Here is a 15,012-nt window from a genome sequence, read left to right on the forward strand (position 1 = left end):
AAGCCGTCATTGCGAGGAGCCGTAGACATTGTTGCATGACTCGGTTTTTGTCATTTCTGTGAAAGCAGGAATCCACCGTTGTCATACCGCGACTTGATCGCGGTATCCATAAATACAACTTAAAAATACTAATAATTTTAGTATTTTAACTGGATCCCGTGGTCAAGCCACGGGATGACAGAGGTGAAATTGAACCACGCAACAATGCCTACTCGTAATGATGATTCGGGTTCTATCCCTTAAACTTCTTAGTTATTTCAACTATTCTTTTACCAAATAAATTAGCAGTTTTTAAATCGCCCACGGTAGGAGTAATATCAGGAGAGGATTTGTGGTGAGATTGCGTCATAAGTCCTGACCAGCTACCTAAGCTGTAATAGTTGAGATTTAATCTTACATTTAGTAAAATTAAGATAATATTAAATGGAGGATTAGAGATGAATCTAAATCAAAAAATAATAAAGCCAAAAATAGGATTACTAGAATTAGCTAGGAGTCTTGGTAGTATATCGTCAGCATATAAAGCTATGGGTTACAGTAGAGACAGTTATTATAGGTTTAAAGAGTTATATGAAACAGGAGGAGAAGAAGCATTATATGAGATTAGTCGGAAGAAGCCAATTATAGCGAATAGAGTTGATCCTGCCGTAGAGAGAGCAGTATTAGATATGGCAATAGAATACCCCGCTTATGGTCAGCTGCGAGTATCAAATGAGCTTAAAAAGACTGGTATTCTTGTATCACCTGGAGGAGTTAGATCTATTTGGCTACGTAATGATTTAAATAATATCAATAAAAGACTTAAAGCATTAGAAGCCAAAATGGCTCAGGATGGTATTGTTCTTACCGAAGCTCAGTTACAAGTATTAGAGAAACGGCGTAGCGAGAAAGAAGCTCATGGTGAGATTGATACACAGCATCCAGGTTATCTAGGATGCCAAGACACATATTATGTAGGTAATTTTAAAGGCATAGACAAGGTATATTCTCAAGTGTTTATTGATAGTTACACTCGGGTTGCAGAGGCTAAACTATATACTGATAAAACAGCACTTACCGCTGCTGACATGCTTAATGATAGAGTGTTACCATGGTATGAGAGTCAGCAAATACCAGTACTTCGTATTTTAACTGATAGAGGTGGTGAGTATAAAGGTAATATAGAACATCATGCTTTTGAATTGTTCTTAAGCATTGAGGGTATTGAGCATACTACTACTAAAGCATATTCTCCTCAAACAAATGGTATGTGTGAACGTTTTAATAAAACTATGAAACAAGAATTCTTTGATACTGCTATGCGTAAAAAGATCTATACTGATCTTGATGATCTACAACTAGATCTTGATATTTGGCTAGAATATTATAATAATGAAAGACCGCATTCCGGTAAATATTGCTATGGAAAAACACCTATGCAGACTTTTATGGATAGTAAAAAGTTAGCTGTTGAAAAGAATAACGAAATCTTATATCTTGAATACTCATCTGACAGTCATAACTTATCAGACATTCAGATATAATTTTTATAATGTCTGTGAGATTAAATCTTGACTTCTACACATCCAGGTTATCTAGGATGCCAAGACACATATTATGTAGGTAATTTTAAAGGCATAGGCAAGGTATATTCTCAAGTGTTTATTGATAGTTACACTCGGGTTGCAGAGGCTAAACTATATACTGATAAAACAGCACTTACCGCTGCTGACATGCTTAATGATAGAGTGTTACCATGGTATGAGAGTCAGCAAATACCAGTACTTCGTATTTTAACTGATAGAGGTGGTGAGTATAAAGGTAATATAGAACATCATGCTTTTGAATTGTTCTTAAGCATTGAGGGTATTGAGCATACTACTACTAAAGCATATTCTCCTCAAACAAATGGTATGTGTGAACGTTTTAATAAAACTATGAAACAAGAATTCTTTGATACTGCTATGCGTAAAAAGATCTATACTGATCTTGATGATCTACAACTAGATCTTGATATTTGGCTAGAATATTATAATAATGAAAGACCGCATTCCGGTAAATATTGCTATGGAAAAACACCTATGCAGACTTTTATGGATAGTAAAAAGTTAGCTGTTGAAAAGAATAACGAAATCTTATATCTTGAATACTCATCTGACAGTCATAACTTATCAGACATTCAGATATAATTTTTATAATGTCTGTAAGATTAAATCTTGACTTCTACAATAAGAGAGAATTATAGTTAAGGAGTTATGGCAAAAATAGATGTTAAGTGTAGATATTGTAACAACACAGAAGAAGTAATAAAGTCAGGATATTCAATTTCAAAACAACAGAGATATCAATGCAAGCGGTGTAATCGATATTTTTAATTGGAGTATATTAATAATGCATCTAAGCCTGGAGTTAAGGAGCAAATAGTAGAAATGTCAATCAACGGCTCTGGAGTTAGAGATACAGTAAGAGTATTAAAAGTGGGTATCAATACAGTTATCCGTGTTTTAAAAAAATCTAGTATTAAAAAACAATAAATCATTCTATCAGTACAACAGAAGTAATTATTGCTCCTGAGATAGATGAACAATGGTCTTATGTACAGAATAAATCCAGACAACGATGGCTTTGGTATGCCTTGGATAAGATTTCGTTAAAAGTAGTTGCTTATGTAGAAGTCAAGATTTAATCTTACAGACATTATAAAAATTATATCTGAATGTCTGATAAGTTATGACTGTCAGATGAGTATTCAAGATATAAGATTTCGTTATTCTTTTCAACAGCTAACTTTTTACTATCCATAAAAGTCTGCATAGGTGTTTTTCCATAGCAATATTTACCGGAATGCGGTCTTTCATTATTATAATATTCTAGCCAAATATCAAGATCTAGTTGTAGATCATCAAGATCAGTATAGATCTTTTTACGCATAGCAGTATCAAAGAATTCTTGTTTCATAGTTTTATTAAAACGTTCACACATACCATTTGTTTGAGGAGAATATGCTTTAGTAGTAGTATGCTCAATACCCTCAATGCTTAAGAACAATTCAAAAGCATGATGTTCTATATTACCTTTATACTCACCACCTCTATCAGTTAAAATACGAAGTACTGGTATTTGCTGACTCTCATACCATGGTAACACTCTATCATTAAGCATGTCAGCAGCGGTAAGTGCTGTTTTATCAGTATATAGTTTAGCCTCTGCAACCCGAGTGTAACTATCAATAAACACTTGAGAATATACCTTGCCTATGCCTTTAAAATTACCTACATAATATGTGTCTTGGCATCCTAGATAACCTGGATGCTGTGTATCAATCTCACCATGAGCTTCTTTCTCGCTACGCCGTTTCTCTAATACTTGTAACTGAGCTTCGGTAAGAACAATACCATCCTGAGCCATTTTGGCTTCTAATGCTTTAAGTCTTTTATTGATATTATTTAAATCATTACGTAGCCAAATAGATCTAACTCCTCCAGGTGATACAAGAATACCAGTCTTTTTAAGCTCATTTGATACTCGCAGCTGACCATAAGCGGGGTATTCTATTGCCATATCTAATACTGCTCTCTCTACGGCAGGATCAACTCTATTCGCTATAATTAGCTTCTTCCGACTAATCTCATATAATGCTTCTTCTCCTCCTGTTTCATATAACTCTTTAAACCTATAATAACTGTCTCTACTGTAACCCATAGCTTTATATGCTGACGATATACTACCAAGACTCCTAGCTAATTCTAGTAATCCTATTTTTGGCTTTATTATTTTTTGATTTAGATTCATCTCTAATCCTCCATTTAATATTATCTTAATTTTACTAAATGTAAGATTAAATCTCAACTATTACAAGTTATCTATAAAATCTAAACGATGAAATAAGCTATTTTCTGCTTTGGCAAAATATTTTACAATATTATTATTTTCTAAAATATATCTATATTCTTTATTAGCGGGGATTTGATGATCGTATTTGCTATAATTAATTTTCAACCTCTCTTTATAGATTAATTCATTTAAATTTTCTGAATTATGCTGTAGAAAATATGCTATCTCCTCACCATAACCATAATTATCTATAATTCTGTTAATTCGGTACTTTCCGGATAATTTTGAAAAAATTTCTTTTACTGAATCATTTTTTGAGGGTATTTTGTATATATCTATGTCATTTTTGTGACATTTTGGCTTTGTTACATTGCTGTTTATGTCATTCCTGCGAAAGCAGGAGTCCATTAGTCAATAAGTATAAATATAAAAGATTTAAATAGTTTCATTTTTTTCTAGATTCTCGCTTTCGCGGGAATGGCATAGTACTTTACTAATTCTGCAATATTTTCATCAGCAAATTAATCTCTTCGCGTAATTCTATATCGTTTTCCAGTAATTCTTCTACTTTCTTAATAGCATGCATAACCGTCGTGTGGTCTTTTTTACCGAATTTTTTACCGATATCTGCAAGGCTTTTCGGTGTTAATGCTTTACTAAGATACATAGCTATTTGACGTGGTCTTGCAACTTCTCGTAATCTCCGTGACGAAGACATATCAGATAATTTAATATTATAACGACTAGCTACCTTTTTCTGAATATCTTCAACGGTAATTATTCTTTCATTAGAACGTAATAAATCTCTTAAAATATTTTGTGTATTTTCGAGTGTAATTTCTTTTAAAGTAAAATTAGAATGAGCTATCACTTTATTTAAAGCTCCTTCAAGTTCTCTAACGTTTGAAACGATTTTAGATGCTAAAAAATCAATTACGTCTTTCGGTATTTTAACGTTCATCTGTTCAATCTTAGATTCTAGAATACCGAGTCGTAGCTCATAAGTAGTGCTATGAACATCGGCCACTAAGCCCCACCCAAGTCGAGACTTTATCCGATCTTCAATATTATCTAAATCTGAAGGTGACCTATCACAAGAAATAACCATTTGACGGTTATTATCAATCAATGTATTAAAAGTATGGAAAAATTCTTCCTGCGTACTATCTTTACCGCAAATAAATTGAATATCATCAATCATCAACACGTCAACCGAGCGGAATTTCTCTTTAAACGAGATTACTTCTTTATTACGCAGAGCTTTAACAAACTGATACATAAACTTCTCTGCAGACATATATATCACTTTGCGGCTTGGGTTATTCTGCTTGATATACCAACCGATTGCATGCATTAAATGCGTCTTACCGAGTCCAACCCCGCCATATAGAAAAAGCGGATTAGATTCAGAAACCGCACCTGATGATTCCGCAACAGCTCTTGCTGCTGCATAAGCTAGTTCATTTGGGGCTCCAACCACAAAATTATCGAAAGTAAAACGTATGTCAAGAGTTGAAAAGATATTTTCCGAATTAAGCTCACTGCTTCCGATATCAGCAAAAGTCTTAGTAGGTAATTCTATAACTGTTTGGGTTGTTCCAGGTAACTCTTTAGTAATTATTTCAATCGACTTAATGGTATTATTATAATGTTGAAATAGTTGCAATATGACCATAGAGTATTTGGATTTTATCCAATCTCTAACAAAGTTAGTAGGGGCACAAAGAATAACGGTATTTAATGAAGACTCTATAAAATTGACTTTACTAAACCAGCTATTATATAGAGTTTCACCGTAATGATTGTAAAGATCTTGAGTCACGTAACTCCAAACATTTACATAATTATCACCTTGATCCGTTAAAATTATTTGATTAGTACTCACTTAAAACTGCCACGGTAAGTTATTTTGTTTCCAGCCTTTGTCTTGATTATTTCCTTCAAAGCCGTCACTAATATTATAACAATTTTTATAACCCATATTAGCTATAAAATTTGCTGCGATAAATGACCTATATCCTGAACGACACAGAAAAATATTGCTGCATCTATTTTATCTTTAATTATAGATAAAAAATTATCTTCAAAATCTTTATTCAATTGCCAACTTAGAAAGACCAACTTATTTTTATTATCTAAATGAGGTATTCCAACTTGTTGCCGCTCTTCTTTAGTTCTAACATCCACAAGAAAAGTATTATCATTTGAAATTAATATATCATAAGCTCTTGTAGAACAGATATTTTGAACCGGCATATTTACGCTTTTTGCTGTTATTGATAATTTGAAAAGTTTACGTCATTGCGAGGAAAATTACGTAGTAATTTGTACATCCGCAATCTCAGGAGTCCTGCTTTATGAGATTGCCACGCCCCTTTTAGTCGCTCGTAATGACGGCATTAACTGCTTCGAGGCAATGCCTAAAGCATTTTAAAATGATCTTGGTATCTGATAAATTTAATAATATTATTATAAAAAAATTTTGCAAGATGTTATAGATGAATAAATTAAATAAAAACTCTTTACAAAAGAAACTTTTTTACCGTAGTCAAAACCGCGGTTGCAAAGAAATGGATTATATACTCGGTAGCTTTGCCGAAAAGTACCTATCCTTAATGGATGAAAAAAAACTTAGAAGCTATTCTTTAATACTTGATCAAAATGATAATGAACTTTATAATTGGATTAATAATAAATCTTCTGCTCCTTCTTATCTAGATGCCGAAATAATTGATAAATTACGCAAAATAGCAAAAATATAAATTCCTGTAGAATGTTACAACAAAAATTTCCGGCTACTGCCAAATCTTTCTTTGCAACCCATAATTTTACCAAGAATCTTAAGCAAGATTTTATCTTGAGTAGCAGTAATGAAGATGAAGCGTTGCAATTATACAAGCAAGCTTTATTTTTTTCTTCTAATGAAAATATTTATTACTTTCCAAGCTATGATACTATCCCTTACGACCATACGTCACCAAATGCAAATATCTTATCTAGACGTGCAGAAATATTAACCAAGCTAACAACAAATAATAGTAACGGCAAATTACTCATCACTCATGCAGCGAACTTATTAAACAAATTACCGCCGAAAGATTTTTTTTCTAAATATTTTTTAAAATTATCTCCTAAAATGAAATTTACTACGGATCAGCTTGCTATGTTTCTAGTAGAAAATAGTTTTACAAGAAATGCGAGTAGCATCGATGTCGGGGAATTTGCGGTTAGAGGCGAAATCATTGATATAATATTGCCTAGTCCTAAAGCTTATAGAATTAATTTTAGCTGGGATTATATTGAATCAATAAAAGAATTTGATATTGATACACAAATTTCAACTAAATCTTGCAGCGAACTCGTTATTAGTCCTGCAAATGAGATAGTTTTAAACTCTGAAACAATCGGTAATTTTAAGAATAATTACTTACGAAATTTTGGAGTTAATCATACCGATAATCCTTTATATGAGGCAGTGATATCAGGAAGAAAATTCGCAGGGTATGAACAATTACTTCCGTTATTTTATAATTCCTACTCTAACTTAGTAGATTACCTAAACGATCCTATTGTCATATTCGATAATTTATCAAAACAAGCCATTTTAGAGTTTGAGCATAGTTATAATGATTTTTATTCAGCAAGGTCAGAGGCGAATAAACTTAAATTTAATAGTTTCTATCCCGCCCTTTCACCGACTAGTTTATATTTTACTGCTTCTGAAATAACGGAATTACTAGAACAAAAAAATAATATATTGATTAGTTATGAAAATTCTGAGCAAGCAACTCTAATTGAAAATATAGCTGCCACAAGCTTTATAGGAAAGAAAACGGTTTTTGATAAATTATTTGAGATTATTAAAACTCATTCTTCTAAAAAAATCGTAATAGGTGCAGCTTCTTTAAGCGGTCTTGAGCGAATTAAAAGCATCACCCAAAATTATGAATATAAATATAATGAGATAAATAAATTAGATGAGGCTAAGGATTCAGTAATAAATGTCGGGATAATTCCTTTAAATCAAAGCTTTTGTACTAAAGAATATTTATTTATTACCTCTAGCGAATTATTGGAAGAAAAATCTAGCTCTACAAACATTAACAAAAAGCTTAAAAATATCTTGCTGGAGCTTGATAATTTAGCTGAAGGTGAGTTTGTAGTACACAAAGATCATGGAATAGGGCAGTTTTTAAAGCTAGAAGCTTTAGAAATCAAAGGCAAACTACATGATTTTTTAAAGATTTTATATGCCGGTAATGATAAATTATATATACCGGTTGAAAATATAGAGGTAATAAAAAAATACGGTAATGATAATGCAGAGCTTGATAAGCTTGGCAGCGTCTCATGGCAAAGAAGTAAGGCGAAACTTAAAAACCGTATAAAAGAGATAGCACTGCATTTAATACAAATAGCAGCTAAAAGGAAACTTAATAGCAGTGCTTCCGTTGAATTTGACCTTGAAGAATATGATAAATTTTGTGCTAATTTCCCTTTCAGCGAAACAGAAGACCAGTTAACCGCTATAAACGATATTAAAGAAGACTTGAGGAACGGTATGTTAATGGATAGGTTAATATGCGGTGATGTCGGGTTTGGTAAAACAGAGGTAGCAATGCGTGCCGTCTTTATGGTAGCAAAATCTCTAAATGAACATTTACCTCAAGTAGCTGTAGTTGTACCGACAACTATTTTATGTAGTCAACATTTTTCAAGATTCATAGAAAGGTTTAAGGGATTTGGTTTAAATATTAAGCAATTATCTAGCGTTATTAGTGCTAAAGAAGCAAAAATTATAAGATCAGAGCTTGAAAACGGTAAAATAAATATAATAATAGGTACTCATTCTTTATTACACAAAAATACAAAATTCTTTAATTTAAAATTGTTAATAATCGATGAAGAACAGCATTTCGGTGTCGGTCAAAAAGAATTTCTTAAATCGCTAAAATCCTCTTCCCATGTACTTGCAATGTCGGCAACACCGATTCCTAGAACCCTGCAAATGTCAATGACCGGTTTAAAAGAACTTAGTATTATTGCAACGCCGCCTCTAAACAGGCTGGAAGTGCGGACGATGGTTATGCCGTTTGATCCCGTTATTATCAGAGATGCATTATTACGCGAACATTTTAGAGGTGGAAGAAGCTTTTATGTGGTTCCGAGAATTAAAGATATAGAGGATATCGAAAAACAATTAAAACAAATCGTGCCGGAATTAAGTTATAAAATAGCTCACGGAAAAATGACCCCGAGTAAAATTGATGAGGTTATGAGCGAGTTTTATGCCGGTAAATTCGATATACTAGTCTCAACTACTATTATAGAATCAGGAATTGATATAGCCGAAGCAAATACCATGATCATACATAAGGCCGATATGCTGGGGCTTAGCCAGCTATATCAATTGCGTGGTCGGATAGGTCGAGGTAAAGTGCGGGGCTATGCCTATCTAACAGTAGCAAGTCATAAAAAGATGACGCCGCACTCCTTAAGACGTTTAGAGATAATACAAAATAGTTGTGCTTTAGGCTCAGGTTTTACTATTGCAAGCCATGATATGGATTTACGAGGCTTCGGTAATTTAATCGGTGAAGAGCAATCAGGACAAATTAGGGAAGTAGGTACGGAGCTTTATCAAGAAATGCTGGAAGAGCAAATAGCTCTCTTTAAAGATGAACCTATTGTTTCGGAACAACCTTTTATTCCGAATATTAATTTGGGATTATCCGTCTTTATTCCTGATAATTATATATCCGATTCAGCACTTAAACTTGGGCTATATAGAAGAATAGGTAATTTAAGTAATGAGATAGAAGTAGAGAAATTTAAAGACGAGATGATTGATAGATTCGGCTCACTACCGATTGAATTTAATAATTTACTTGATATTGTAAAAATAAAACTATTATGCTTTAAGTTAAATATTGAGAATTTGGATTCAGGAGATAACGGATTTGTGATTAAATTTTATAAAAATGCCGATATGACCGATAAAATTTTGAAGTTCGTTAGTACTTACTCTAATCAGGCAAAAATCAAACCGGATAATAAATTAGTATATATCAAGAAATTAGTAGATAAAAATATAATTGTTGAGGCGAATCAGTTACTTCGGAAATTAGGGGGGGTGTAGATTCGATGTCATTCCTAATACGTCATTGCCTGCGTGGATACTAGAACCGTCATTGCGAGGAGCGAAGCGACGTGGCAATCTCATAAAGTAGGACTCCCGAGATTACTTCGTCAAAATTTTCAATTTTTCCTCGCAATGACGGAAAAACCGATTCTCGCAATGACGATAACACTTTTTTAACGTAACAAACATGCCCTATAACCTAAAACAATTATTCCAAAAACATAAAGTAAAAGGTTTGTCGATTAATTCTAAAACCGTTAAGGATAAAGACGTCTTTTTTGCGATTAAAGGACAAAATGTCGATGGAAATGATTGTATTAAGGATGCTTTAAACAAAGGTACAATATTAGTAATTACAGACAATAAAAAAAATACTATTATAGATGATAAAGTAATTTACGTAGAAGATGTACAAGCGGCTTTATATGAAGCTATAGAAATCTTCTATCCTAAAAAACCAAAGAATCTAATAGCCGTAACAGGTACAAACGGCAAAAGTTCGGTAGTATCCTATATAGCTCAAACATACTCACTGCTTGGGAAGAAAGCTGCATCTATAGGTACAATAGGGGTAGAGATATTCGGCTGTGATAATCTTATAAATGATGTACCTGAATTAACAACTTTGGATTATTTAAGCTTTAGAAAAATTGCTCATAATTTAGCTGAAAACAATATAGAATATTTAGCTTTTGAAGCTTCTAGCCATGGTCTTGAACAAGCAAGACTTGGTGAAACAAAAGTAAATATCGCATGTTTTACAAGCTTTAGTCAGGATCATCTAGATTATCACCATACAAAAGAAAATTATTTATTAGCCAAACTGAAATTATTTACTAGACATCTTTTTAAACCAGCTTATAGAGAGGAATTTAAAGGAGACACGGAACACAGCACCACAGCGTACACACTAGTACGTGAGGATGCGAGTACCGGATCGACGTCTAAATTACTGCTAGAAGCGAAGTTTGGGAAGATGTCTACCGAGCATTTATTACCAAGTGGCATTGCAATATTAAATTCCGATATAGAAGAAATAGAGTTCGTTAAAGATTATTTACATAATCATAATATTAAATTTATCACTGTTGGAAAAAAAGGTGATGTACAAATAACTAAAATCAATGGTTCTTTAAAAGGACAAAATATTAATTTTATATTCAATAATAGAGAATGTAGTTTTAATACCTCTATAATCGGTAGTTTTCAGGCTAGCAATTTGTTAATTGCTGCCCTTACTGTACATTACACCGGATTTGCTTTTGATGAGATAATAGACGCTTTAGCAAAAGTTAAACCGGTAAAAGGTAGAATGGAGCGAATAGACGGCACTAATATTTTTGTTGATTATTCCCATACTCCGGATGCTCTTGAAAAAGCTTTAACGGAACTGAAAAATGTTAAATTACGTGATAGTAGGCTAAACGTAGTTTTTGGTTGTGGCGGTAATCGTGATAAGACAAAAAGAAGTCTTATGGGGCAGATAGCCGCAAGACTCGCTGATAACGTCATAATTACCGATGATAACCCACGTCATGAAGATCCAAAACTGATCAGAGCCGAAATCATAAGCGGTATAGAGAAAGCGGATTATACGGAAATAGCAAATAGAGACGAAGCTATTAAATATGCTATAAATAATTTAAAGCAAGATGATATCTTATTAATTGCCGGCAAAGGTCATGAAAATTACCAAATTATAGGCGATAAGAAATTACCTTTTGATGATGCTGAAATTGTGAGGAAACTAACGTCATTGCGAGGAAAGGCGAAGCCTTAACGCGGCAATCTCATGCCAAAATCCTGAGATTGCCACGTCGCTTCGCTCCTCGCAATGACGACTGGGAGTCTACGCAAGCAAGCCTTTCTCGCAAGGCGTTGTTGCGTGGAGATTAAAAAAAAGTCAATATAGCGCTTAGAGTATAAAAATAATTAAATTTTATATAATTCTAAAAGCTATATTGAGCTTTCCCAAGGGCAATCATTTCATTTAATATATTGTAATAGTTGAGATTTAATCTTACATTTAGTAAAATTAAGATAATATTAAATGGAGGATTAGAGATGAATCTAAATCAAAAAATAATAAAGCCAAAAATAGGATTACTAGAATTAGCTAGGAGTCTTGGTAGTATATCGTCAGCATGTAAAGCTATGGGTTACAGTAGAGACAGTTATTATAGGTTTAAAGAGTTATATGAAACAGGAGGAGAAGAAGCATTATATGAGATTAGTCGGAAGAAGCCAATTATAGCGAATAGAGTTGATCCTGCCGTAGAGAGAGCAGTATTAGATATGGCAATAGAATACCCCGCTTATGGTCAGCTGCGAGTATCAAATGAGCTTAAAAAGACTGGTATTCTTGTATCACCTGGAGGAGTTAGATCTATTTGGCTACGTAATGATTTAAATAATATCAATAAAAGACTTAAAGCATTAGAAGCCAAAATGGCTCAGGATGGTATTGTTCTTACCGAAGCTCAGTTACAAGTATTAGAGAAACGGCGTAGCGAGAAAGAAGCTCATGGTGAGATTGATACACAGCATCCAGGTTATCTAGGATGCCAAGACACATATTATGTAGGTAATTTTAAAGGCATAGGCAAGGTATATTCTCAAGTGTTTATTGATAGTTACACTCGGGTTGCAGAGGCTAAACTATATACTGATAAAACAGCACTTACCGCTGCTGACATGCTTAATGATAGAGTGTTACCATGGTATGAGAGTCAGCAAATACCAGTACTTCGTATTTTAACTGATAGAGGTGGTGAGTATAAAGGTAATATAGAACATCATGCTTTTGAATTGTTCTTAAGCATTGAGGGTATTGAGCATACTACTACTAAAGCATATTCTCCTCAAACAAATGGTATGTGTGAACGTTTTAATAAAACTATGAAACAAGAATTCTTTGATACTGCTATGCGTAAAAAGATCTATACTGATCTTGATGATCTACAACTAGATCTTGATATTTGGCTAGAATATTATAATAATGAAAGACCGCATTCCGGTAAATATTGCTATGGAAAAACACCTATGCAGACTTTTATGGATAGTAAAAAGTTAGCTGTTGAAAAGAATAACGAAATCTTATATCTTGAATACTCATCTGACAGTCATAACTTATCAGACATTCAGATATAATTTTTATAATGTCTGTAAGATTAAATCTTGACTTCTACACGTTATAATCCATCCTTACCGTATTTCCTTTGATGCCACCCACTGGTGCTATATACATTTACTCCGGTACTATCAAATACTATCTCTTTCCCTGAACCTTTCTCTTGTACTCCAATATTTTTTACTCGTAACTTTAGCTTACTAGCGATTCTTGATGCATGGGCATAATCCGGTATTCTTAAATCCTTACCCGCAAATATTTTGCTAAACATTCCTTCTGCAAATCCGCTTGTTGCTCGCCATGGCAATCTTAATAACAGCTTAATTGTTAGCAAATATTCATACATCTTGCTATTATATCTTCTCGCTCCTCCTTGCCTCTGTTCCCCTCCATAATATAACTCTTTTAAATATTCTTCACAAAATGTGAAAATTATTGTTCCTCTTTTCTTTAAACTTCTGTTATATTCTTTCCAGTTGCAAACTTTTTGTAGCTTTGACATACACACTTGTGGTTAAGTTTTTTGTCGATTTACTACTTTTCTTAGTTCGCAGCTACTTTTTTTATATCTACGCAACAAGGTCTTGCAGGAATGACGATATCCGCTTTTAGTTAGCAATGCCCATAGTAGCTATACGTTAAACCTAAAATGTACTATATCCCCGTCTTGCATTTTGTATTCTTTACCCTCTAAACGCATTTTGCCTACCTCTTTGGCTTTTGCTTCACTACCAAGGTTTATATAATCTTCATAGCCGATAACTTCCACTCTGATAAAACCTTTTTCAAAATCGGTATGAATAATGCCGGCAGCAGCCGGTGCAAGCGTGCCGTCTTTAAAAGTCCAACTATGGGCTTCTTTATGACCTATGGTAAAAAAGCTTTTAAGGTTTAAGAGATTATACCCTTCTTTAATCACTTTACTAAGCCCCGTTTCCTCTAAACCTATAAATTTTAAAAACTCTTTTTTTTCTTCCATGCTTTCAAGTAAAGCAATCTCAGCTTCTATTTTTGAAGAAATTACGACACTTTTAGCGTTTTCTTTCTTTGCTCTTTCTGCTACTAATTTCGTAAATTCATTACCCATAGCAGCATCTTTTTCAAGTACGTTACATATATATAAAACGGGCTTAGAAGTAATTAACTGCAATTGTTTTAAATTATCAGCTCCTAAAATTTCATTTAATGCTCTTGCAGGTTTACTGTCTGCCAACACTTTATAAACCTCTTTTAACAATTCTATCTGCTCTGCCATTGTTTTATCACCTGACTTCAAGCGTTTTTCGCTTGTTGCTAAACGCTTTTCAACCGATTCTATATCGGCAAGTATTAACTCTGTTTCAATAACCTCAAGGTCGTGAATTGGGTCGACTTTATTATGTACGTGCGTTATATCCTCATCCTCAAAACAACGCAGTACGTGCAGTATTGCATCAACTTCCCTGATATGAGATAAGAACTTATTACCAAGCCCCTCCCCTTTACTTGCATCTTTAACAAGCCCTGCAATATCGACAAACTCAATATAAGACGGAATGATTTTTCCGCTTCCTGCTAAATTTGCGAGTCGTTGCAAACGCTCATCCGGTACTAAAACTTTACTGCTATTAGGCTCAATAGTACAAAACGGATAATTAGCAACATCCGCAGCCTGACTTGCCGTTAAGGCATTAAATAACGTTGACTTACCGACATTCGGTAACCCAACAATTCCGAGTTTTAGTGTCATAAATTTTTCCGTAAATAATACATTATAGAGTCATAAGGATAACCGACTCTCGTAAATTCTAATTTGTACCCTTGTCTTCCATAAAACGGCTTTGCTTGGAAGTCCATTGTAGTTAAAGTTATAAATAAACATTTTTTTCTTTTGCTAGTTCTTCTGCTTTTTCTATTAAAACAGTACCGTAATTTGGTCATGCCTCCA

At 33.5% G+C, this 15,012-nt stretch carries 13 protein-coding genes and 3 pseudogenes; 9 read left to right on the top strand and 7 right to left on the bottom strand.

All coding sequences use genetic code 11. The features are described from left to right. The first annotated feature begins 437 nt into the window (after window positions 1-437). From AC0ODJ_RS07085 to AC0ODJ_RS07105, 5 genes and pseudogenes are all read left to right on the top strand, one after another. Entirely contained in the window at window positions 438-1,523 is a 1,086-nt protein-coding gene (locus tag AC0ODJ_RS07085; protein WP_474465620.1) for an IS481 family transposase, read from the top strand. A 39-nt stretch (window positions 1,524-1,562) separates the two neighbouring features. Next, window positions 1,563-2,168, top strand: a pseudogene (locus AC0ODJ_RS07090) (integrase core domain-containing protein); the annotation flags it as partial. A 66-nt stretch (window positions 2,169-2,234) separates the two neighbouring features. Beyond that, window positions 2,235-2,354, top strand: a complete 120-nt coding sequence (locus AC0ODJ_RS07095) for an IS1 family transposase (protein ID WP_121834047.1) — start codon at window positions 2,235-2,237, stop codon at window positions 2,352-2,354. Further along, the gene (locus AC0ODJ_RS07100; RefSeq protein WP_474464717.1) at window positions 2,355-2,513 is read left to right on the top strand and encodes an IS1-like element transposase; all 159 of its coding nucleotides are present in this window, start codon (window positions 2,355-2,357) and stop codon (window positions 2,511-2,513) included. A gap of 29 nt (window positions 2,514-2,542) precedes the next feature. Continuing rightward, window positions 2,543-2,665: an IS1 family transposase gene (locus tag AC0ODJ_RS07105; RefSeq protein WP_474465731.1), complete on the top strand. Its 123-nt coding sequence runs from the start codon at window positions 2,543-2,545 to the stop codon at window positions 2,663-2,665. A 20-nt stretch (window positions 2,666-2,685) separates the two neighbouring features. Here AC0ODJ_RS07105 and AC0ODJ_RS07110 read toward each other — a convergent pair whose 3' ends face one another. The 5 genes and pseudogenes from AC0ODJ_RS07110 to AC0ODJ_RS07130 form a co-directional block, all read right to left on the bottom strand. Further along, entirely contained in the window at window positions 2,686-3,771 is a 1,086-nt protein-coding gene (locus tag AC0ODJ_RS07110) for an IS481 family transposase (RefSeq protein ID WP_474465637.1), read from the bottom strand. 60 nt (window positions 3,772-3,831) lie between these two features. Next, window positions 3,832-4,221: a DUF6314 family protein gene (locus AC0ODJ_RS07115; RefSeq protein WP_474465531.1), complete on the bottom strand. Its 390-nt coding sequence runs from the start codon at window positions 4,219-4,221 to the stop codon at window positions 3,832-3,834. 85 nt (window positions 4,222-4,306) lie between these two features. Continuing rightward, window positions 4,307-5,698, bottom strand: a complete 1,392-nt coding sequence (gene dnaA, locus AC0ODJ_RS07120) for a chromosomal replication initiator protein DnaA (RefSeq protein WP_218459830.1) — start codon at window positions 5,696-5,698, stop codon at window positions 4,307-4,309. Continuing rightward, window positions 5,699-6,069 (bottom strand): annotated as a pseudogene (locus tag AC0ODJ_RS07125) (rhodanese-like domain-containing protein). A 38-nt stretch (window positions 6,070-6,107) separates the two neighbouring features. Continuing rightward, window positions 6,108-6,206: pseudogene (locus tag AC0ODJ_RS07130) on the bottom strand (lytic transglycosylase domain-containing protein); the annotation flags it as partial. A 105-nt stretch (window positions 6,207-6,311) separates the two neighbouring features. Between AC0ODJ_RS07130 and AC0ODJ_RS07135 the strand changes: the two are divergent. From AC0ODJ_RS07135 to AC0ODJ_RS07150, 4 genes are all read left to right on the top strand, one after another. Beyond that, on the top strand, window positions 6,312-6,575 hold the full coding sequence (locus AC0ODJ_RS07135; protein WP_218459831.1) for an FAD assembly factor SdhE: 264 nt from the start codon (window positions 6,312-6,314) through the stop codon (window positions 6,573-6,575). 11 nt (window positions 6,576-6,586) lie between these two features. Continuing rightward, a complete protein-coding gene (gene mfd, locus AC0ODJ_RS07140) occupies window positions 6,587-9,952 on the top strand; it encodes a transcription-repair coupling factor (RefSeq protein WP_218459832.1) in 3,366 nt (1,121 codons plus the stop codon). Between the two features lie 190 nt (window positions 9,953-10,142). Beyond that, window positions 10,143-11,735 carry a UDP-N-acetylmuramoyl-L-alanyl-D-glutamate--2,6-diaminopimelate ligase gene (locus AC0ODJ_RS07145; RefSeq protein ID WP_218459834.1) on the top strand — a complete coding sequence of 531 codons (1,593 nt, stop codon included), beginning with the start codon at window positions 10,143-10,145 and terminating at the stop codon, window positions 11,733-11,735. 284 nt (window positions 11,736-12,019) lie between these two features. Further along, window positions 12,020-13,105 (top strand): IS481 family transposase, encoded by a 1,086-nt coding sequence (locus AC0ODJ_RS07150; RefSeq protein WP_127896995.1) that lies wholly within the window; start codon window positions 12,020-12,022, stop codon window positions 13,103-13,105. Window positions 13,106-13,146: 41 nt separating this feature from the next. On the opposite strand, the gene AC0ODJ_RS07155 is transcribed toward AC0ODJ_RS07150, so the two are convergent. After that, on the bottom strand, window positions 13,147-13,587 hold the full coding sequence (locus AC0ODJ_RS07155; RefSeq protein WP_121843865.1) for a transposase: 441 nt from the start codon (window positions 13,585-13,587) through the stop codon (window positions 13,147-13,149). A gap of 129 nt (window positions 13,588-13,716) precedes the next feature. Continuing rightward, window positions 13,717-14,814: a redox-regulated ATPase YchF gene (gene ychF / locus AC0ODJ_RS07160; RefSeq protein WP_474465535.1), complete on the bottom strand. Its 1,098-nt coding sequence runs from the start codon at window positions 14,812-14,814 to the stop codon at window positions 13,717-13,719. Window positions 14,815-15,012 lie beyond the last annotated feature (198 nt).

It is taken from the genome of Rickettsia senegalensis, from assembly GCF_056135685.1.